The sequence below is a fragment of the Rhizobium sp. AC27/96 genome (assembly GCF_001692325.1).
In the GTDB taxonomy this organism is placed as follows: Bacteria; Pseudomonadota; Alphaproteobacteria; order Rhizobiales; family Rhizobiaceae; genus Rhizobium.
In genome coordinates this window covers 162,502-181,922 of record NZ_LXKN01000002.1, presented here as the reverse complement: position 1 = coordinate 181,922, position 19,421 = coordinate 162,502, and the positions used below count along the sequence as shown (strand labels likewise).

Here is a 19,421-nt window from a genome sequence, read left to right as displayed (position 1 = left end):
AATGGGCTTGCCTACCTAGTTTTTTGCATCTGACACGCAAAGATCGCATCAAGATTGCAACGGAGCCAATCAACGGTAGGACATTCGCGCAATGTCCATATTCCCCCATCGTCAACACATCGAAGAATGGCAGGTCAAATATGGGATTAGCACCGCTTACGAGGCCGCTGGGCCAGACGCCGCAAACTGACTTGGATCGTTTTCATCTGATACCGCTCTCCAGTTGCCCTATTCTGGGTGGAGACAAGGCGGGAGGATTACCGTCGGGGGTCGTTTTTACCGGTCGTTCTTTTGAGGCGGCAAGCGAGAATTCGCTCTCATGCTGCGGTCGCTACAATTTCAACAACAGCCTTCATCAGGGCGTCGCGGGGATGGTGGACGACGGATCTCTCATCTTTGCCGTCAACAGCTGGGTCAGCGGCCGTCGCTGCACGGTGATGGGTGCGTTCGACCCGTTTGGCAAGCCGGTCGCTCCGACCAAGCCGCAGCAGGATTTGCTGGCAAAGTATTTCCCAACCACGGAGCGCCCAATCGTTCTCGACACGAAAGCCAAAAGCGATATCGGCTTTAGAACGAACGGCGCCAATCCGAATGTCGGCGTCTATGTCGGCAACAAGACCATCATTTTCGATGTCCATGCACGCCTGGGCGATGACAGCAAACGCTATCTGGAAGGCGGTGCGACCGTCACGACGGATTTCGACGGCAAAGTTACCGGACAAGCCTATACGCTGACGGCCAAGGACGGCAATGCGTCGCTGGGCGGCGGCTATGAACGAAAGGGCACCCAGACCATAGAGAGCGTGAACGCCACCTGGGACAAATGGTCCTTGGCGGGCAAACGGTCGAGGGATGGCGCCAATAAGGATCGTCAGCTCGATCTTTCCTTTCGTGCCTCCGAAAGAGTGACCATCAAGGCTTCCTGGAGGCCGGACGTGAAGCCGCCATCCACGCCGCCGCGGATGACGTCCTACTCATTCGACAAGCCGCCGGTTGTTCCGAATTACAGCCAATACATGGTGACGTTTGAAATTAGGCTGCCCTGATATCGGGCTGCCCAAGATCTAGGCGACTGATCAGCCGATCAGCATGAACTTGTCGACATCGACCAAGCCTCTGTCCGATATCTTCAGATGCGGGATGACGGGCAGGGGCAGGAAAGCAAGCTGGAGGAAAGGCTCTTCCAGCGTTGCGCCCAGGGCATAGGCTGCCTGGCGCAAGTGATGCAGCGTGTCGCGCACGCTCTCGTAGGGCTCGAGGCTCATCAGGCCGGCGATGGGCAGTGCGATCTCGCCGGTGACGACGCCGTTTTCCACAACCACGAAGCCGCCATTGATGTCGCTGAGGCGATTGGCGGCCAGCGCCATGTCATCCTCGCTGACACCGACGACGCAGATATTGTGGCTGTCATGGCCGACGGTCGAGGCGATCGCGCCCTTCTTCAGCCCAAAACCCTGGACGAAGCCATTGGCATGATTGCCGTTCTTGCCGTGGCGCTCGATGACGGCGACCTTGATGACGTCGTTGCCGAGATCGATATCGGTCTGGTTGCCCTTGGTGGGCAGGCGATAGCGGCGATGTTCGGTGATGATCTTGCCGGGGGTAACGCCGATGACCGAGCTTTCGCCCTCCGTGACAGGCACGCCGAAGTCGGCGGCATTGATCGGCCGAGCCCTAACGCTGTCGAGACCGACCGGCGCGATGGGCTTGCGCGTGGCAAAGAGTTCGGTGGTGACGCGGCGGCCGGCGGAGAAGACAGTCTCTGCCTTGCAATTCTCAAGGCTGTCGATGATGACGAGATCGGCACGCCAGCCAGGCGCCACCAGTCCGCGATCCCGCAAGCCGAAGGCGCGTGCAGCCGAGATGGATGCGGCGCGATAGATGGCCAGTGGCTCGACGCCATGCGCGATGGCGTTGCGGATCATATAGTCCAGGTGGCCTTGCTCGGCGATATCGAGGGGATTGCGGTCATCGGTGCAGAGCGCGAGGTGAGGCGACAGGCGCTCGGTAATGATCGGCATCAGCGCATGCAGGTCCTTTGAGACCGAACCTTCGCGCACAAGCACCTGCATACCCTTGCGGATCTTCTCCAATGCCTCTTCGGCGGTGGTCGATTCATGCTCCGTGCGGATGCCGGCGGCGAGATAGCCGTTGAGATCGTTGCCGCGCAGCAAGGGCGCATGGCCGTCGATATGGCCGCCCTGGAAGGCTTCGAGCTTGACCATGCAGACGGGATCCTTGTGGATCACGCCCGGGAAATTCATGAACTCGGCAAGGCCGATCACCTTCGGATGGTGGCGGAAGGGCAGCAGCTTTTCGATCGGCAGATCGGCGCCCGAGGTTTCCAGATGCGTCGCCGGTACGCAGGAGGATAACTGGACGCGGATGTCCATGATGGTTTCCAGCGAACAGTCGAGGAAATACTGGATGCCCTCGGTGCCGAGCACATTGGCGATCTCGTGCGGATCGCAGATGACTGTCGTGACACCATAGGGCAGCACGCAGCGGTCGAATTCATGCGGCGTTACCAGCGAGGATTCGATGTGGAGATGCGTATCGATGAAGCCCGGCACGACGATGCGGCCCGTTATGTCGATCTCTTCGCGGCCCTTGTATTCGCCGCAAGTGCCGACGATGCGATCACCACAGATGGCGATATCGGAGGCGACAAGCTCTCCCGTCACCAGATCGAAAAACCGCCCGCCCTTCAGCACGATATCCGCCGGCTCGCGGCCCACGCCCTGGTCGATATAGCGTTCGAGTTTGGTGGTCATTGTTCATTCCTCGCATATGGATCGCCCCTCATACCCGGCCATTCTGTCTAATCAGAAGGGGGTAAGAGGGGCGTTGATGTATTGGAGCCTATGCCTCAGATATTATTCTGCAAGATCTCGCGAAGCTTGCCGAACAGCTCGTCGATGTGGTGCTTCTCGATGATCAGCGGCGGCGAGAGCGCGATGATGTCACCGGTGGTGCGGATCAGCAGACCCTTTTCATAGGCCTTGAGGAATGCCGTAAAGGCACGCTTCGTGGGCTCGCCGGCAATCGGGTCGAGCTCGATGGCGCCGATCAGGCCGGTGTTTCTGATATCGATGACGTTCGGGCAGTCCTTCAGCGAATGCAGCGCATCGGCCCAGTAGTCCGAAAGCTCGGCTGCGCGCGTCAGCAGGCCTTCTTCCTTGTAGGTGTCGAGCGTCGCAAGGGCGGCTGCCGATGCGATCGGGTTGCCGGAATAGGTGTAGCCATGGAAGAACTCGATCATGTGTTCGGGTCCCTGCATGAAGGCGTCGTGGATCTCGGAGGTAACGAAAACCGCACCCATCGGGATGACGCCGTTGGTCAGGCCCTTGGCCGTGGTGATGATATCAGGCTTGACATCATAATATTGCGCAGCAAACGGAGTGCCGAGACGGCCGAAGCCGGTGATGACTTCGTCGAAGATCAGCAGGATGCCGTGCTTGGTGCAGATTTCGCGCAGCTTCTGTAGATAGCCCTTCGGCGGGATGAGCACGCCCGTGGAGCCGGCAACCGGCTCGACGATGACGGCTGCGATCGTGGAGGCGTCATGCAGGGTGACGATGCGCTCCAGTTCGCTGGCGATATCGCCGCCATGCTCAGGCTCACCGCGCGTAAAGGCGTTCTTGCCGGGAACATGCGTGTGCGGCATGTGATCGACGCCGGTCAGCAGCGTGCCGAACATCTTGCGATTGGTGACGATGCCGCCGACGGAGATGCCGCCGAAATTGACGCCGTGGTAGCCGCGCTCACGACCGATGAGACGGGTGCGTGAACCGTTGCCCTTCACGCGGTGATAGGCAAGCGCGATCTTCAGGGCCGTTTCGACCGATTCCGATCCGGAGTTGGTATAAAGCACATGGTCGAGGCCATCCGGGGCGATATCCACCAGCCGGTTCGCCAGCTCGAATGCCTTGGGGTGGCCGAGCTGGAAGGCGGGGGCATAGTCGAGCTCACCTGCCTGCTGGGCAATGGCCTCGGTGATTTTCGGCCGGCAGTGTCCTGCGTTTACGCACCATAGCCCTGCCGTTCCGTCCAGTACCTGCCGACCGTCGTGGGTGGTGTAGTACATATCCTTGGCGCTGACGAAGAGGCGCGGTTCCTTCTTGAACTGACGGTTGGCCGTAAACGGCATCCAGAAGGCGCGCAAATCGTTGGGGGTGGCATTCAAACGGTCCGACATGCTGTTCTCCAATGGCCATTCGGGGGCCATTTCCCGATCGCGATGTGACGTCGCGTGATTATATTTACTGCCTGGTCAAATTATCAGCCGGCCTTTTGGCGTCAAGGCAAAGATAGTGGCCGGAATGGGAAGGGCGCCATGAATTGGCTATCTCTGAAAGAGATGCCGGCCTGTCGGCTGAAACCCCTCGTGAAGGCTGCTGGCTGCGTTGTCGCCGTTGAAATGCGCATGAAAAAACCGGCAAATCAGAGATTTGCCGGCCAAAATAGTTAAACACCTGGTGATGAAAGCAAGGCGGTCTTCAGGGTTTCATATTATTCCCATCGGACCATTCGCCGGCAGACTTCGGGCTTTGTTAAAGCTTTCAAGCAGCCGATCTACTTTTTTCAGGTTCACAATAAATGTCTTCCAGCGTTTCGAGAACTCGAATGACCGATTCCGAAGTGCTGGAGTAGTAAATCGTTTGAGCGTCGCGACGTGTCTTTACGAGCTTCTGAGCGCGCAGCTTCGAAAGATGCTGAGACAGTGCCGACTGGCTCAAGCCAACCTGATTGGCCAAAACGCCAACAGGAACTTCGCCTTTAACAAGACTGCAAAGGATCAAAAGACGCTTCGGGTTTGCCATTGCTGATAATAATGCTGCCGCAACATTGGAATGTTCAGCTAAATTTCTTGTCTTCATGTTTTAAACTTCCAAATGTGGGGCGTACATCAGAATTTGTGCTATTTCTCTGCCGGTCCCAAACCGATATCTAACAATACCAAGACGGGTCGAAGATTGTATATACCTAAATTTAAGGTATCGAGTATGCTGTTTTAGATATGTATGTATGACAGCAAAGCGATGGAATTATGGGGGATCAATGTCTCTCAGGGGCACGAAATGACCCAAATTAGGTCGATTGTGGGCATTTCCGGGCCACAAATATGCCGATTTTCGGTATATTTGGATTGCAACCTACCAATAATGGTCGATGCTACGCTAGGGTGTTGGGCTACTAATTCTCGCACTATTCCGCGGTCTTACTGCAGTCACCAATTTGTTTTCAGCTTAAAGAATCGCGATGTCCTCTGAGGACAGGATGTAGGCTCTTCCGAACCCGCCGTTCAGGCTGGCATCGAGCGGAATGAAGCGAAAAAAGCCAAAATCCGGGAAGTCGATATAAAGCTTCGATTTCGGGTGACATTCAAGGAAACGTCCGCGGATCCGCTCGTGCGGTGCGCCTTCACGCTCGACGCGCTCGGCCCGGCAGCGCAGTGTCAGGCGAGGATGGGCGAGGGGGTCGCCCTTGCCCGGTTCTCCAAAGAGGATGGAGGCACGCGGATCTTTCAACAGGGTTCTGGTATGGGCCGAAAGACCCGAGACGAGAATGACCGGGGCGCCGTCAGTATCGGTGGCGGTTAGCACACGGCTGACGGAGGGAAAGCCGGTTTCCGGATCGATGACGGCAAGTGCCGCGTGAGCGGCCGTGTCCATGAGGACACGCGCTTGCTTGCGCGCATCCTCATCAGTTTCCCGGATGATGGATGGTTTATCGTTCATTAACGGCTCCATGAATACGGGAGCAGGCGTGAACGACTACTCCTTTCGCCTGTGACTGGTGAGCCCAGCCACGACGTCTTGCGCGGAGATCGTTCCGATAATCGCGCCATTGTCAACAACGCCGATATTGCCGGGCTGGCGCGTCAGCGCATCGAGAATATCGACAAGCGGGGTGGCGGCGGTGGCTGTCGCGGTGACCGAACCGCCTGATGTCGCATGGCCGACACCCTGCTGCATGACATCGCGTGCCGTCAGCATGCTGATCGGGTTCATGTGCTGCACGAAATCAGCCACGTACTGATCAGCCGGGTTCTTGACGATCTCCTGCGGCGTTCCGCACTGGATGATGTGGCCGCTCTCCATGATGGCGATACGGTTGCCGATACGAAACGCCTCGTCCAGATCGTGACTGACGAAGAGGATGGTGCGCTTCAGGCGACGCTGGAACTCCAGGAGTTCGTCCTGCAGGCGGGTGCGGATCAAGGGGTCGAGCGCGGAAAACGGCTCGTCCATGAGCAGGATCGGTGCACCGGTTGCAAAGGCACGGGCGAGGCCGACGCGCTGCTGCATGCCGCCTGAAAGCTCGTTGACCTTGCGATTGGCCCATTGCGTCAGGTTGACGAGCTGGAGCTGCTCGTCGACGCGCTTCTTGCGCTCGGCGTCGGGGACCCCCGCAAGCTCAAGGCCGAAGCCGACATTGTCGGCGACCGTACGCCATGGCAGCAATGCGAACTGCTGAAAGACCATGGAGACGGTGTGCATGCGCAGATCGCGCAGCGCCTTGGGGCTGCAAGCATAGGGATCGACGGGGCCGGTCTTGCTGTTGACGATGACATTCCCGCGCACCACCGGCGCCAGGCCGTTGACAGCGCGCAGCAGCGTCGACTTGCCGGAGCCTGAAAGGCCCATGAGCACGAGAATTTCGCCTTCTTCGATCTCGAGCGTGGCATTGGCAACACCAAGCACCATGCCGGTTGCCTTGCCGATCTCATCGCGCGTTTTACCTTCATCAGCGAGCTTCAGCGCAGCGTCCGGGCGATCACCGAAGATAATGCTGACATTGTTGAATGCGACGGCGGCGGTCATGAGCGGTCTCCTTCGCCGGGGGCGCGGAACATACGGTCGAGGATGATCGCCAAAATGACGATGCAGGAGCCGGAATCGAAGCTCTTGGCGACGTTGACGCTGTTCAGCCCGCGCAGCACGGGTACGCCGAGGCCGGGCGCGCCGACAAGCGCGGCGATGGAGACCATGGAGAGGGACAGCATGATGGTCTGTGTGAGCCCGGCCATGATCTGCGGCGCGGCGAAGGGCAGCTCGATCTTGCGGAGCACCTGCCGTGGTGTCGCGCCGAAGGCTTCGGCTGCCTCCACGAGCGAGGGCGGTGTCGAGATGATGCCGAGGCGGGTCATGCGGATGGCGGCAGGAATAGCAAAGACGACTGTCGCGACGAGACCGGGCACCATGCCAAGGCCAAGCAGGATCATCGCCGGCACCAGGTAAACGAAGGTCGGGATGGTCTGCATCAGGTCAAGGATCGGGCGCAGAATGGCATAAAGCCAGGGGCGGCGCGCCGCGGCGATGCCCATGGGCACGCCGACCAGCATACAGACGAAGGTCGAGGCCAGCACCAGCGCGAGCGTTTCCGTCGTCTCTTTCCAGTAACCCTGGTTGATGGTGATGAGCAGACCGATGAAGGTCAGTACCGTGATGGTGATGCTTCGGCGCATCCAGTAGGCGACGGCGGCGAAAACGACGACGACGATCAGCGGATGTGGTGCCTGCAGCAAAAACAGCAGCGCATTGATCCCATGCGCGACAACGAAGGAAAGGCCGTCGAAGAACCAAGTGAAATTGGCTATCAGCCAATCGACGACTGCTTTGGCCCATGGCCCGATGGGGAGGCGGTAATCGTTTAACCAGTTCACGTCTTTGCCCACGATTGGGGGCGGCTTATCCGATGATCTCGTATTTCCGGAAGGTGCCGCCGAAGAATAACGGTCTGTCGCGCCACAGGGATCTTGTCCCAGGGGTGGCGGGACGCGAAGGAAGCAGTCCGTCCAAGCAAGAGAAAGGGGCGGTTTAGCCGCCCCTCAATCCACTATTACAAGCCAAGCTTGGACTTGACCGCCGCCAGGCCATCGCCACCGTCCTTGGTGGTGACGCCGGCGAGCCAGGGCGTAACTGCTGCCGGATTGGCCTTCAGCCATTCCGTTGCCGCTGCTTCCGGCTCCTTGCCGTCGTTCAGGATCTTGCCCATGATTTCGTTTTCCATGGGCAGGGAGAAGACGAGATTATTGATGAATGCGCCGACGTTCGGGCATTCCTGCAGATAGCCTGCACGGACGTTGGTGAAGACGTTTGCGCCGCCGTAATTCGGTCCGAAGACGTCATCACCGCCGGAGAGATAGGTCATCTTGAAGGTGGTGTTCATGGGATGCGGGGCCCAGCCGAGGAAGATGATCGGCTTGCCTTCCTTGTCGGCGCGGGAAACCTGCGCGAGCATGCCTTGCTCGGAGGATTCGACCACTTCGAAGCCCTTCAGGCTGAAAGTGTTCTTGTCGACCATGTCGATGATCAGGCGATTGCCGTCATTGCCCGGCTCGATGCCGTAGATCTTGCCGTCAAGGTCATCCTTGTGGGCGGCGATATCCTTGAAGTCCTTGATGCCGAGTGCGGCACCCTTTTCGTTCGTCGCCAGCGTGTACTTGGCGCCTTCCAGGTTGGCGCGCACGGTTTCAACCGACTTGTCCTCGGCGAACGGCTTGATGTTCTCGGCCATGGAAGGCATCCAATTGCCGAGGAAGACATCGATATCCTTGTTCTTGAGGGACTGATAGGTCACCGGCACGGCGAGGACCTTGACGTCCGTATCGTAGCCGAGTGCCTTCAGGAGGATGGAGGCGGTTGCCGTGGTGGAGGTGATATCGGTCCAGCCGACATCGGCAAAATGGACGGTGCTACAGCTTGCGGGCTCGGCAGCGGAAGCCGCTGTAGCGCCGAATGTGAGGGCCGAAAGAGCTGAAGCGAAAGCGACTGCGGTAAGGGTCATTTTTATCATTAGGTGACTCCCAGTTTAACGTTCCCAAGCAACCATCAATAACTGACATTTTCAACCGATCACAGTGTATTTGCGCCGGTTTGAGGGGGCTGATTGCGACGCCCCCATTTTTCGGGCCGAAGGTTGCGGAAGTCGGCATTCCGCAACCGAATTGATCCTGTTTCCTGTGGTTTTCGCCGAGAATATCTTTTCTTATCGTCCCGGAGCACCCATGAAGCATCTAAGGAGAATGTCATGGCCAAGCTTTACTTCCATTATTCGACGATGAATGCCGGCAAATCGACCATGCTGCTGCAGGCTGCCTACAATTATCAGGAACGCGGCATGCGCACCGCCGCCTTCATTGCCGCGCTGGATGATCGCGCGGGCCGTGGCAAGATCGCGTCGCGCATCGGCCTGACGATGGATGCCATACCTTTCGCAACCGCTGACGATCTCTATGCGCTGATCGATGACATGCATGCGAGCGAGCCGCTGGCCTGCGTCTTTGTCGACGAGGCGCAATTCCTGTCGCGCGAGCAGGTGTGGCAGCTGGCGCATGTGGTCGATCGCCTCGGCCTGCCTGTCATGGCCTATGGATTGCGCACGGATTTTCACGGAAGGCTGTTTCCCGGATCGCAAGAGTTGCTGACCATCGCGGATGAGCTGCGCGAAGTGCGGACGATCTGCCATTGCGGCCGCAAGGCGACCATGGTGGTGCGACTGGACGGTGCCGGCGAAGTCGTGCGCGAGGGTGCGCAGATCGAGATCGGCGGCAGCGACAAGTATGTTTCGCTCTGCCGCCGCCATTGGGAAGCGGCGATTTCGGAGGAGTGAGGCTCGTCGCTTTCGTTTTGCGGCGGGTGGTCACGGCGTTTCCTGTCGTAAGGTAGCACGGGTCAGCCGGGATTGAGCCGATCGGGAGGCATGATGAAGCTATTCTGTCTGACACTGGCAATCGCCACCGTCGCTTCGGGTTCCGCGGCCTTTGCGGATGGGGATGTGGTGGCCGGCGCCGCCGTTTTCAAGAAATGCGCCGCCTGTCATACCGCAACCGAGCGAGAGAACCGCGTCGGGCCATCGCTGGTGGGCATTGTCGGTCGCCCGGTCGCGACCTTTCCGGATTACAATTACTCAACTGCGATGAAAGCCTTCGGGGCTGGCGGCAAGGTTTGGGACGAAGCTCTCCTGCGGAAATATCTCCCGGGCCCGCAATTTCTGGTGAAGGGCACCAGGATGACGTTTCCCGGCCTGAAGAGCGATAGGGATCTCGACAATCTGATTGCCTATCTGAGGAATCCTGTCGCCGCCCAATAATATGGCGCTGCCATTTTCATGTCGCGCGGAAGCAGCTAGTCTCGCCTTCAGAGGCAGGGGAGAGTTGCTTTCATGGCCATACCTCATTCCTTCGATGGCGCGCTCGACAAGGCGCATGCCACGCTCGACGACGCCATCGGCAGCGCAGGCGCGGCGGTGGCGATGCTGGGCGGGCACGCCCGGGGCGAGGGCTTCGACACCGTCAATTTCCCGGTGGAGGAAGCGCTGGTGCGCGAGACCATCGAATTGCTGGACCGATGGAAACTTCTTGCCCTGTCGCTCGTCAAGGAGCTGGACCGCATAACCGCGCAGGCCGATCTGCAGCATCGGCGGCTGTTTGACGAAAAGGCAGGCCTCGAGAATGCGGGCTTGCTGCGCAGGAAGCTGGCAGGCGGCCCCACAAAACCGGAGGCAATCATTGCCGATCTCGATGCAGCCCTGAATGCCTCGGCCACGCTCGATCTCCAGTTAAAACAGGCTCGTCCTGCATTCGCAGAGTGCTTTCACGAATGCGAGCTCCAGCTCGAGGGCGTGATCGAACGGCGGCAGAAGCTCGATTTCGAGATTGAGGAGGTGCAACGCGCCGCCGATGCCATGACGGCGAGGATCATCGATCACCGGCGTAGCCTGCCTTCGATACGCCAGGCCGACATGCATGCGGAACTTGATGAGGACTATCGCGTTCTGCTGGCCGAACAGGATGAAATTCGCAAGCAGGAGAGGGAGTTGCAGGCAGGCCGAACGGTGCGCCAGCGTCTCATCGATATGTATGAGGGACTGGCAGGGGTCTTGAATGCGCAGATCGCCGCCGTCGGGGCCATGGCGGGCAAGCTCACGATCGACATCGAGCAGCGGATTGCCCTGCTGAAGGCATTGGAGCCGGAGGCCGATCCGCCATCACTGGCGGCGGCGCGCCCTGAAGCGGTTCAGGGCTTGATCGAGGCTTTCGAAGCGAATGTGCTCGCCGGGCATGATCTGGCGGCACGCAAGGCGCATGTCGACCGGGTTTTCACGCGGCGGCTGGAGCCGCATCTCTTGCCTGTGTCCGCGGCGGTGGGAGGAATTTCAGGCGATGCGCAACCGGAGGAGTGATTGCCGTCCAGCGTCGAAAATTCGGTGCAGACGGTTGTTGTTCCTCTCAAGAACACATATCTGCTTGAGCGCGAATGAAGACTGGGTCTTACAGCACGGAAATCGAACGAGATTTTCGGCGGGGCCAATGCGCAGGTTCAGTGTGGTGCGTCCTTCGCATGTCGGCGGGATGCGCGTTACGGTTTAGGAGGCGTGTCCATGCTTGACTCGATCACAGCGGTTTTGAGGCGGATAGGCAGCGCCATTGCGCGGTGGCTGGGATTGGTCTTCGTCGGGATTTCCTGGCCATTTCTGGCGGCGCATGGCTGGTATCGGCAGCGAAACTGGCTGATCAAGCTGCCGGTCGTCGGCTTCGTGACCCTGCTCGCCTTGCTCTATATCTACTTCGTCTGGCAGACGCAGATCTGGAGCGGGTTCAACACGGCCTATCCGGATGTCTACAAGTTTTCCGACCGCAAGTTTTCCGCCGGGCAGGAATTGCCTGCTGCAAGCGGGCAGCAGGCCGCTGCCGCTGCGGCAAAGACCTGCCAAACCTCCGCAGTCGTCGATGTCGCCGCGGATCTTACCGACTTCAACGTCAACCAGAACGCTTGGATATCCTCGATGCTGCTTTACAAGCTCGGGCTCTTCGGAATGTCATGGGACGACACGCCGTTTCTCGACAACAAGGCGTCTTTCCAGCGGGGCATAAACTCGGTCGTCCGCCGCACCTCGGCCGAGCTGGTCGACACGATCGGCCGCGTGCGCGGAACGTCCGGCATCAACAGTGACCTGCAGAAAGCGCGCGGCAACCTGCAATTCGACGAGTCGAGCTGGTATTTCGGTCTGCATCCGTTCGGTCCTAAGACGCCGACGCCGAGCTACTATCGCGCTGCAATTGCCAATCTGCGCAGCTTCAATACCGACCTTGGCAGCTGCAAGGCGATTTTCGACGGCCGCGCCGACAACCTTCTGCAATTTGTCGATCACATTGCCAACGACCTTGGCAGCACCGCAGACATATTGGCCAAGCGTGCCGCGGATCACAGCTATGGCTGGCTGGACACGCGTGCGGACGATCGCTTCTGGTTCGCTTATGGCCAGCTTTATGCCAGCTACGGCATTCTGAGTGCGGCCGGCGCCGATTTCCAACAGGTTATAGCCGAGCGTAGCGTCGGCACCCTTTGGGCGGATACGATAACGCAGTTGCAAGTGGCGCTGCGCATCCAGCCCCTGATCATCTCAAACGGACCTGAAGACAGTTCATTCATGCCAAGCCATCTGGCGACCATGGGTTTCCATATCTTGCGCGTGCGCTCGAACCTGGTTGAAATCCGCACGGTATTGGGCGGTCGCTAAAAGCGAAGCCGGTCACGCCCTCGGCGCAGCGGCGCGCGCGGGCATTGTCGATCGATGATGGGAAAAGACTGCGGCGAAGTTTGTCGCGGTTAGAGCGTTTTCGCTTTTCTTCGAATCGCGAAAGCGCTCTATCTCTTTGTTTTTGCGCATTCCGAACGGAAAACCGCTACGCACTTTTCCTGGAAATGCTCTAGCTGATCAGCTTGAGCCGGATGGCTTTTGCAACGAGCTGCGTGCGGTTGACGCAATCGAGCTTCTTGATCGCGTTCATCATGTAGGCGTTGACCGTATGGTCGGAGAGGGAAAGGATCTGGCCGATTTCGACCGAGGTCTTGCCCTGCGCGGTCCAGCGCACCACTTCGAGCTCGCGGGCTGAAAGCGTGTTTGGCATCGCGCCGTCGTTGCGCTTCAGGCCGTTATAGGCATCGAGCGCCTGCAACATGATCATGGTGAGTTCGTTGAGCTCGCTCTGGCCGAGGCTGTTGCGATTGCCCATGAACCAGAACAGGAGACGCTGTCCGTTCGAGGAGTTGATCGGAATGATCACGCTCATCGGGCAATTGTAGTTGATCAGCAGGACATAGAGTTCACGGGGCAGGTCGACATCCGGCGCGCCATCCTTTTCCAGCAGATGCCAGGAGCGCGGCATGACTGAATCGCGTGTGCGCAGCAGCATTGGACAGCGACGAACCAGTTGCTGACGGTCGAACTCACGTACGAACTGGACGGGCACCGATCCTTCGATTAGCAGCGGCGTCATCATCGAATCATCCGGGACCGGGGCGTTCATGAAGGCTACATGGCTGAAGCCAAAGGCCGTTCCCGTTCGCTCCAGCGCCTTGGCAAACGCTGCTTGAGTCCGAGCAGAAGCGAGCTCGGCGGAAAGCAGCAATTGTCTCTCAGCAGTGATGATATAGGACATATGAGTGAAGCGCCCACAGCGTGTTGTCGCAATCAAATACCCGATTTATGAGTGAATGCTAGACGCAAAAATACCACAGGACCAGAAATAATTTCATTTTCATATATTTTAATATTCCAACATGCGGATTTGTATGACTTTTTCCCAAAATAGGCCTTGTGGATGAAAATTTCGTCTTCGGTGCGCCGGATTGCGACGGAGGCATACATTTCACGTCGATTGGGTGCCCGCGGAATGAAATCCGGCAACGGCGGATCGGCTCTCAGGGCATGTTAGAGGCAGTCTTTTCGGCATCGACTTGTGATCCAAAATATGGTTTTGGGGCTTGATGGAAATCGGTCTTGTGATTATCTTCCTTCGATTTTGCGCTGAAATGGTATGATGAGCACCCCAGGATTTGCCGGTGCTGGTTTTGGCTAAGTCCGATGGCTGCAAAGCCTTCCCGCCACCCAGGATTTATCTGCCTGTAGCGCTGAGGCGAGTTGTCTTTCGGTAAATGATGCGGGAGGCGGCAGGTCTGCCTTGCGAAGGCCCAAAGCGGTTGCTATCGGTCTTGCAAAAGTAATCGCTTCCAGGCGTATATCTCATGAATTTTCGCTTCCGGCCGCATGTTGCAGTGCGGTGTTGTCAAACGGCGCTGTGGTTTCTGACGGCCATTTCGCTTCTGCTGCTTTCGCCCGCACCTTCGCAAGCGGCAGAGGTCGTCGGCGGCTCGCCGATGCAGTTCCTGCTGGTTCATGGCGATATGGGCCAATGCCGCGCCGACAACAGCTGCCCGGACTGGATATCCGCAGAAGGGCAGATCATGCCGGATTCGCCAAGGAAGCTGCAGAAGTTTCTGAAGCGGCTCGGTGATCGCAAGCTGCCGATCGTGGTCAGTTCGCCGGGTGGCGATGTGCGGGCGGCCATGGAGATGGCCTACGCGATCCGGAAGCAGAAGCTTTCCGTCGCGGTTGGCCGTACCCGCTCACGGGCGTGCCCCTATGCCGAACCGATCTGCTCGGCTGCGATCGCCAAGGACGGTTCGATCAAGGGCGAGCCATTTTCCGCGGGCGCGATCTGTTTTTCTGCCTGCCCACTGTTTTTCTCAGGCGGCGTCCAGCGTGTCTCGAGCCCCTTTGCACTTCTCGGTGTTCATCAGATCACGACGACCTACAGCGAGGTGCGCGTCCAGTACCGCACCGAATATGAAATGGTGGATGGCAAGCGCAAGGTCCTGTCGAAGAAGGAGATCGGACGCAAGTTCGTCGGCAAGTACGATACGACCAAGCTCGACAAGGCGCAAAGGGCAAGGCTGGTCGGGTTTCTCGACAAGATGGGCATCGACAAATCGCTCGTCGATCTGATGCTCGGAACGGACCCCAGCGGCATCCATCTGATTTCGCAGATGGATGCTCTCAAGCTGAAGCTGACGACCGAGCTTGCGGATGCCGTGGCACTTGTGGCTGCGGATGTTTGCAGTTCTCACAGAGCAGCCGCTGGTTGTATTGAGTATGACAAGCATGCCTTGTCTACCATCGTCAGTTCCGCATTTCGGAGCAACGAACGATCTCACGGTGATGAAAAGTAATTCCTACTAAAAATTGATAGCAGCAATCGTTGTCGAGTTCGTTCTCCATGATGTTTCGTTTCTCTCCATGGCCGTTGTTCCAAAGCTACCGAAATGCCTTTCTGCGGCTAGCGGCTATTGCCGTTGCAATTTTTATGACCATGACGGTTCAGCCTGTTATTGCCGCTACAGCTGTAGGCAAGCCGATGGAATTTGTGCTGGTGCATGGTGACATGGCTTGGTGCCGAAGCGACAACCGATGTCCGGATTGGATTTCCGCCGAGGGGGATATCACGCCAGACACTCCGACGAAGCTGCGCAAAATTCTCGATCGTCTCGGTGACGACAGGGTGCCCATTGTCGTCAGTTCGCCGGGGGGCGATATCGGCGCGGCGCTGGAAATGGCAAGGGCTATCCGCAAGCATAATCTTATGATTGCCGTTGGGCGGACACGGTGGAGGACCTGCCCTGTGGCCGACCCGATGTGCGCCAAAGCGCACATGCCAGATGGTACAATGAAGGGTGAAACATATTCGGCTGGCGCCTTTTGCAACTCCGCCTGCACTCTATTTTTTTCAGGGGGTGTCAAGCGTGTTTGTGGCCAATGGGCTTGGCTCGGCGTGCATCAAGCGAAATCATTTGATAACGGTGCCCAAATTGAAAGGGCAGGGCTTTCGCCTCAATGGGAAAAGAAGGTTATTCAGTTTATTGAGGAAATGGGCGTCGATAAACACCTTTTCGATATCTCACTTGAAGCCAAACCGAACCAGATGCGCAACGTGCCGCAAATGGAGGCACGATCGCTGAATCTTACAACAGAGCTGGCGGCTGTTGAGGACCTGGTGGCGGCACGTAATTGTCAAGACAATGAACCTCTTGGGGTTTGTGCCGCAAGAGCGCGTATACCACCCAGAAAATAACGGCCTTCAGCTATCCTTGCCCTTGGCTTTCGCCATGATTTTTTCCAGGAAGCCGAGCAGCAGCGCCGAGATGACGAAGGCGAGATGGATGATGGTGAACCACATCAACTTGGCGTTGTCATATTGAGTAGCGTTCAGGAAGATCTGCAGCAGATGGATTGAGGAAATCGCCACGATCGAGGATGCAACCTTGATCTTGAGGCTACCTGAATCCAGCTTGCCGAGGAAGGAAACCTCGCCCTCCGCTTCGTCAAAGCGGCTCACGAAATTCTCATAGCCTGAGATCATCACCATCACTATCAGGCTTGCCACCAGCGCAGCGTCGATCAGGCCAAGGATCGCGAGGATCATATCGGCTTCGTCATACTGGAAGACGTTGATCGTCACCTTGTAGAATTTGAAGGCGAACGAGACCGCGTAGACGGCGAGCGAAGCGGCCAGGCCGAGATAGAAAACGACCAGGAGCCAGCGGCTGGAGAGGATGATGCGCTCGACCAGTAGTTCCAGGGACTTCATGTATTTTCCTTTTCTATCCTGTATTTGCCGGGAGATAATAGGCGCGCCTCGGTTCGGCAACAAGGCGGTGAGTTTCGCGCGGGACAGCGAAGCGCGGCTATTCACACCGGATACGTATTGGGTTATCCCGACAGGGAAATGACTGCATGCTGGGGATAGGTCTTATGGCAACGGTGGCATCCGACATAGAAATTGCACGAGCCGCAAAGAAGCTGCCGATCATCGAGATCGGCGCCAAGCTCGGCATTCCGGCGGAAGATCTTGCTCCCTATGGCTATGACAAGGCGAAGATCAGCGCCAGCTTCATTACCGCGCAGTCCGGCAAGAAGGATGGCAAGCTGATCCTCGTAACGGCGATCAATCCGACGCCGGCGGGCGAGGGGAAGACCACCACGACAGTCGGCCTCGGCGACGGCTTGAACCGTATCGGCAAGAAGGCCGTCGTCTGCGTTCGCGAGGCTTCGCTCGGTCCCTGCTTCGGCGTCAAGGGTGGGGCGGCCGGCGGCGGCTATGCGCAGGTCGTGCCGATGGAAGACATCAACCTGCATTTTACCGGCGATTTTCATGCCGTCACCTCGGCCCATAATCTGCTTGCGGCGCTGATCGACAACCACATCTACTGGGGAAACGAGCAGAATATCGATATCCGCCGCATCACCTGGCGGCGCGCGATGGACATGAACGACCGGGCGCTGCGCGATATCGTCGCCTCGCTTGGCGGCGTCGCCAATGGCTTTCCGCGCGAAGGCGGCTTCGATATCACGGTTGCATCCGAGGTCATGGCGATCCTGTGTCTTGCCTCCGATCTCAAGGACCTGGAAAAGCGGCTCGGCAACATCATCATCGGCTATCGCCGCGACCGCACGCCCGTCTATGCCCGCGATCTGAAGGCCGATGGCGCCATGGCGGTGCTGCTCAAGGATGCGATGCAGCCGAACCTCGTGCAGACGCTGGAGAACAATCCGGCGCTGGTGCATGGCGGTCCCTTTGCCAATATCGCCCATGGCTGCAATTCGGTGATTGCCACGCGCACAGCGTTAAAACTCGCCGATTATGTCGTGACCGAAGCCGGCTTTGGCGCCGATCTGGGCGCTGAGAAGTTTTTTGATATCAAATGCCGGAAGGCCGGGCTCTCGCCGGACGCGGCCGTCATCGTCGCGACGGTGCGCGCACTGAAGATGAACGGTGGCGTCAAGAAGGACGATCTCGGCAAGGAGGATGTCGAGGCGCTGGTAAAGGGCTGTGCCAATCTCGGCCGTCATGTCGCCAATGTCCGCAAGTTCGGTGTGCCTGTGGTCGTGGCCATCAATCACTTCGTCTCGGATACGGAAGCCGAGGTCGCGGCGCTGAAGGATTATGTCGCAAGGCTTGGTGCCGAGGCGATCCTCTGCCGTCATTGGGCCGAGGGTTCGGCCGGGATCGAAGACCTCGCGCACAAGGTGGTGGAGCTTGCCGAATCCGGTCAGGCGAAATTCCAGCCGCTTTATCCCGACAATCTTTCCCTGCTGGAAAAGATCGAGATCGTCGCCTCCAAGATCTATCATGCGGGCGAGGTTACGGCTGATAAGGCCGTGCGCGACCAGCTACGCTCCTGGGAGGATCAAGGTTATGGCCATCTGCCTGTCTGCATGGCCAAGACCCAATATTCCTTCTCGACCGATCCGAATGTTCGCGGTGCACCCGAGGGTCATGTGGTGCAGGTTCGCGAGGTTCGTCTCTCGGCCGGCGCCGGCTTCGTTGTCGTCATCACCGGCGAGATCATGACCATGCCCGGTCTGCCGAAGTCACCGGCAGCGGAACGGATTTTCCTCAATGATCAGGGCTACATCGAAGGATTGTTTTAAGTTCTGATTCTGGTGGAACTGCCTTCTGGCGCGGTTCAGTTTTCACGGAATCTCTGAACCGCTCTATCTCATTGTTCTCACGCAATTCCGGACGGAAAACCGCTGCGCACTTTTCCAGGAATTGCTTTAGTGGCAGTACCGGAAGCCGCCGTTCCTCTCGATTACATCCAGGTGGAAATGCGTTTCGTGGGCGGCATCGCTTTCCGGATCGAGCACTGTCGTGAAATAGAGGCAGGCTGCGGCGCTCGTGGCGCGCTGGAATGCGCCTGTCAGCGTCGGATCTTCGCGCCGGGGCTCGATGCTGATGGTCTTGCCGTTTTCGAAGGTGAAGCTGGCGACATCGATGGCGTTGCCGCGGGCGTGCTCGGAGATCTTGCCGGTTGAGGCATTGTTGCGCAGGCGGCAAATATAGGTCGAGGCCTGGTTGATCGTGACGATCTTGCCGTTCTCCAGTGCGGCGGCCGAGGGTATCACACTTTCCTTCATCCATTGGGCCAGCGCCAGCGCGACCTCGCACCGCATCTTGCCCTCGGGCTTGAACGCTATGCCCGGCAGCGGTGAGGACAACGCAATCGGCTTGTCGATGCCACAGCCATTGCCGTCATCGATGCGGGGGATCTCCTTGAAGGTGGCGCCCATGGCGGTCAACTCCTTGAGGCATGTCTGGTGCTCTTCATCCGACTCCGGGGCGATCGTCAGTGGCGGGGCAGGCGGGGCCTGCGTCTGATCCGTCGCCGGCTCATCCGCCGCAGCCGGTGGCTTCTCCAAGGGGACGACCGGTTTTTCCTCGGGTACGGCAGGCTTTTCCGCCGGGATCGGTGGAGCCTCGGCTGGCTGTGTCTGCACCTTGTCCGGCTTTTGCTCTGGTATAGGCCCGGTTTGCGGAAGTGCAGCAGCCACCAGCACGACAACAGTAGAGATTAGTGAAATCATTCTAAACAGCATCAAGTAATTCAGCCAATTCTAATGATGGTGCCGATAGAACGTTTGAAGCGACCATTTCGTTGCAATTCAGCAACTTTTAGCGTTTGCCTTTAAACATGATCATTTTATTCATGATTATTGGCGGCTGATATATTGACAAAAATACTCATGTTTTTTATGCGGCAGAAAGAGGGCGGAATATTTCTGCCTCGTTAACA

The 19,421-nt window shown here is 58.1% G+C and carries 18 protein-coding genes; 8 read left to right on the top strand and 10 right to left on the bottom strand.

What is annotated here, in order from left to right; genetic code table 11:
* Window positions 1-371 precede the first annotated feature (371 nt).
* Entirely contained in the window at window positions 372-1,046 is a 675-nt protein-coding gene (locus A6U86_RS07620; protein WP_068388491.1) for a hypothetical protein, read from the top strand.
* A 30-nt stretch (window positions 1,047-1,076) separates the two neighbouring features.
* Here A6U86_RS07620 and ade read toward each other — a convergent pair whose 3' ends face one another.
* From ade to A6U86_RS07590, 7 genes are all read right to left on the bottom strand, one after another.
* The gene (ade, locus tag A6U86_RS07615; RefSeq protein WP_068388488.1) at window positions 1,077-2,774 is read right to left on the bottom strand and encodes an adenine deaminase; all 1,698 of its coding nucleotides are present in this window, start codon (window positions 2,772-2,774) and stop codon (window positions 1,077-1,079) included.
* A 95-nt stretch (window positions 2,775-2,869) separates the two neighbouring features.
* Window positions 2,870-4,198 (bottom strand): aspartate aminotransferase family protein, encoded by a 1,329-nt coding sequence (locus tag A6U86_RS07610; RefSeq protein WP_068388674.1) that lies wholly within the window; start codon window positions 4,196-4,198, stop codon window positions 2,870-2,872.
* 364 nt (window positions 4,199-4,562) lie between these two features.
* Entirely contained in the window at window positions 4,563-4,880 is a 318-nt protein-coding gene (locus A6U86_RS34630; RefSeq protein ID WP_004116664.1) for a helix-turn-helix transcriptional regulator, read from the bottom strand.
* 369 nt (window positions 4,881-5,249) lie between these two features.
* Window positions 5,250-5,741 (bottom strand): HugZ family protein, encoded by a 492-nt coding sequence (locus tag A6U86_RS07605; RefSeq protein WP_068388485.1) that lies wholly within the window; start codon window positions 5,739-5,741, stop codon window positions 5,250-5,252.
* Window positions 5,742-5,777: 36 nt separating this feature from the next.
* Window positions 5,778-6,827 (bottom strand): choline ABC transporter ATP-binding protein, encoded by a 1,050-nt coding sequence (gene choV, locus A6U86_RS07600; RefSeq protein ID WP_068388481.1) that lies wholly within the window; start codon window positions 6,825-6,827, stop codon window positions 5,778-5,780.
* Complete coding sequence (gene choW, locus A6U86_RS07595) at window positions 6,824-7,669, bottom strand: choline ABC transporter permease subunit (protein ID WP_068388671.1); 846 nt, start codon at window positions 7,667-7,669, stop codon at window positions 6,824-6,826. Before choW ends, choV begins: the two co-directional genes overlap by 4 nt.
* Window positions 7,670-7,845: 176 nt before the next feature.
* Window positions 7,846-8,793, bottom strand: coding sequence for a choline ABC transporter substrate-binding protein (locus tag A6U86_RS07590; RefSeq protein ID WP_244509852.1), 948 nt, complete (start codon window positions 8,791-8,793; stop codon window positions 7,846-7,848).
* 243 nt (window positions 8,794-9,036) lie between these two features.
* On the opposite strand from A6U86_RS07590, the gene A6U86_RS07585 reads away from it, so the two are divergent.
* The 4 genes from A6U86_RS07585 to A6U86_RS07570 all read left to right on the top strand — a co-directional run bounded on the left by A6U86_RS07585 (window position 9,037) and on the right by A6U86_RS07570 (window position 12,528).
* Window positions 9,037-9,618 carry a thymidine kinase gene (locus A6U86_RS07585; RefSeq protein WP_068388475.1) on the top strand — a complete coding sequence of 194 codons (582 nt, stop codon included), beginning with the start codon at window positions 9,037-9,039 and terminating at the stop codon, window positions 9,616-9,618.
* A 93-nt stretch (window positions 9,619-9,711) separates the two neighbouring features.
* A complete protein-coding gene (locus A6U86_RS07580; RefSeq protein ID WP_068388670.1) occupies window positions 9,712-10,098 on the top strand; it encodes a c-type cytochrome in 387 nt (128 codons plus the stop codon).
* Window positions 10,099-10,170: 72 nt separating this feature from the next.
* Window positions 10,171-11,190, top strand: a complete 1,020-nt coding sequence (locus tag A6U86_RS07575; protein WP_068388472.1) for a hypothetical protein — start codon at window positions 10,171-10,173, stop codon at window positions 11,188-11,190.
* Between the two features lie 198 nt (window positions 11,191-11,388).
* Complete coding sequence (locus tag A6U86_RS07570; RefSeq protein WP_068388469.1) at window positions 11,389-12,528, top strand: DUF2333 family protein; 1,140 nt, start codon at window positions 11,389-11,391, stop codon at window positions 12,526-12,528.
* 190 nt (window positions 12,529-12,718) lie between these two features.
* Here A6U86_RS07570 and A6U86_RS07565 read toward each other — a convergent pair whose 3' ends face one another.
* Window positions 12,719-13,450, bottom strand: a complete 732-nt coding sequence (locus A6U86_RS07565; protein ID WP_068388465.1) for a LuxR family transcriptional regulator — start codon at window positions 13,448-13,450, stop codon at window positions 12,719-12,721.
* 586 nt (window positions 13,451-14,036) lie between these two features.
* Between A6U86_RS07565 and A6U86_RS07560 the strand changes: the two genes are divergently transcribed.
* Both A6U86_RS07560 and A6U86_RS07555 read left to right on the top strand, forming a co-directional pair.
* On the top strand, window positions 14,037-15,020 hold the full coding sequence (locus tag A6U86_RS07560; RefSeq protein ID WP_068388461.1) for a hypothetical protein: 984 nt from the start codon (window positions 14,037-14,039) through the stop codon (window positions 15,018-15,020).
* A gap of 47 nt (window positions 15,021-15,067) precedes the next feature.
* Window positions 15,068-15,919, top strand: coding sequence for a hypothetical protein (locus A6U86_RS07555; RefSeq protein WP_068388458.1), 852 nt, complete (start codon window positions 15,068-15,070; stop codon window positions 15,917-15,919).
* A gap of 6 nt (window positions 15,920-15,925) precedes the next feature.
* On the opposite strand, the gene A6U86_RS07550 is transcribed toward A6U86_RS07555, so the two are convergent.
* Window positions 15,926-16,435, bottom strand: a complete 510-nt coding sequence (locus A6U86_RS07550; protein WP_083196755.1) for a TIGR00645 family protein — start codon at window positions 16,433-16,435, stop codon at window positions 15,926-15,928.
* 164 nt (window positions 16,436-16,599) lie between these two features.
* Between A6U86_RS07550 and A6U86_RS07545 the strand changes: the two genes are divergently transcribed.
* Window positions 16,600-18,279: a formate--tetrahydrofolate ligase gene (locus A6U86_RS07545; RefSeq protein ID WP_068388455.1), complete on the top strand. Its 1,680-nt coding sequence runs from the start codon at window positions 16,600-16,602 to the stop codon at window positions 18,277-18,279.
* A gap of 126 nt (window positions 18,280-18,405) precedes the next feature.
* Here the strand turns inward: A6U86_RS07545 and A6U86_RS07540 are convergent, their stop codons facing one another.
* Complete coding sequence (locus A6U86_RS07540; RefSeq protein ID WP_244509850.1) at window positions 18,406-19,212, bottom strand: extensin family protein; 807 nt, start codon at window positions 19,210-19,212, stop codon at window positions 18,406-18,408.
* Window positions 19,213-19,421 lie beyond the last annotated feature (209 nt).

Excerpts from the sequence above, each read along its gene's own strand:
- A6U86_RS07620 (WP_068388491.1), top strand. The coding sequence starts at position 372 with ATGGTGGACGACGGATCTCTCATCTTTGCCGTCAACAGCTGGGTCAGC.
- ade (WP_068388488.1), bottom strand. The coding sequence starts at position 2,774 with ATGACCACCAAACTCGAACGCTATATCGACCAGGGCGTGGGCCGCGAG.
- A6U86_RS07610 (WP_068388674.1), bottom strand. The coding sequence starts at position 4,198 with ATGTCGGACCGTTTGAATGCCACCCCCAACGATTTGCGCGCCTTCTGG.
- A6U86_RS34630 (WP_004116664.1), bottom strand. The coding sequence starts at position 4,880 with ATGAAGACAAGAAATTTAGCTGAACATTCCAATGTTGCGGCAGCATTA.
- A6U86_RS07605 (WP_068388485.1), bottom strand. The coding sequence starts at position 5,741 with ATGAACGATAAACCATCCATCATCCGGGAAACTGATGAGGATGCGCGC.
- choV (WP_068388481.1), bottom strand. The coding sequence starts at position 6,827 with ATGACCGCCGCCGTCGCATTCAACAATGTCAGCATTATCTTCGGTGAT.
- A6U86_RS07590 (WP_244509852.1), bottom strand. The coding sequence starts at position 8,793 with ATGACCCTTACCGCAGTCGCTTTCGCTTCAGCTCTTTCGGCCCTCACA.
- A6U86_RS07585 (WP_068388475.1), top strand. The coding sequence starts at position 9,037 with ATGGCCAAGCTTTACTTCCATTATTCGACGATGAATGCCGGCAAATCG.
- A6U86_RS07580 (WP_068388670.1), top strand. The coding sequence starts at position 9,712 with ATGAAGCTATTCTGTCTGACACTGGCAATCGCCACCGTCGCTTCGGGT.
- A6U86_RS07575 (WP_068388472.1), top strand. The coding sequence starts at position 10,171 with ATGGCCATACCTCATTCCTTCGATGGCGCGCTCGACAAGGCGCATGCC.
- A6U86_RS07570 (WP_068388469.1), top strand. The coding sequence starts at position 11,389 with ATGCTTGACTCGATCACAGCGGTTTTGAGGCGGATAGGCAGCGCCATT.
- A6U86_RS07565 (WP_068388465.1), bottom strand. The coding sequence starts at position 13,450 with ATGTCCTATATCATCACTGCTGAGAGACAATTGCTGCTTTCCGCCGAG.
- A6U86_RS07560 (WP_068388461.1), top strand. The coding sequence starts at position 14,037 with ATGAATTTTCGCTTCCGGCCGCATGTTGCAGTGCGGTGTTGTCAAACG.
- A6U86_RS07555 (WP_068388458.1), top strand. The coding sequence starts at position 15,068 with ATGATGTTTCGTTTCTCTCCATGGCCGTTGTTCCAAAGCTACCGAAAT.
- A6U86_RS07550 (WP_083196755.1), bottom strand. The coding sequence starts at position 16,435 with ATGAAGTCCCTGGAACTACTGGTCGAGCGCATCATCCTCTCCAGCCGC.
- A6U86_RS07545 (WP_068388455.1), top strand. The coding sequence starts at position 16,600 with ATGGCAACGGTGGCATCCGACATAGAAATTGCACGAGCCGCAAAGAAG.
- A6U86_RS07540 (WP_244509850.1), bottom strand. The coding sequence starts at position 19,212 with ATGATTTCACTAATCTCTACTGTTGTCGTGCTGGTGGCTGCTGCACTT.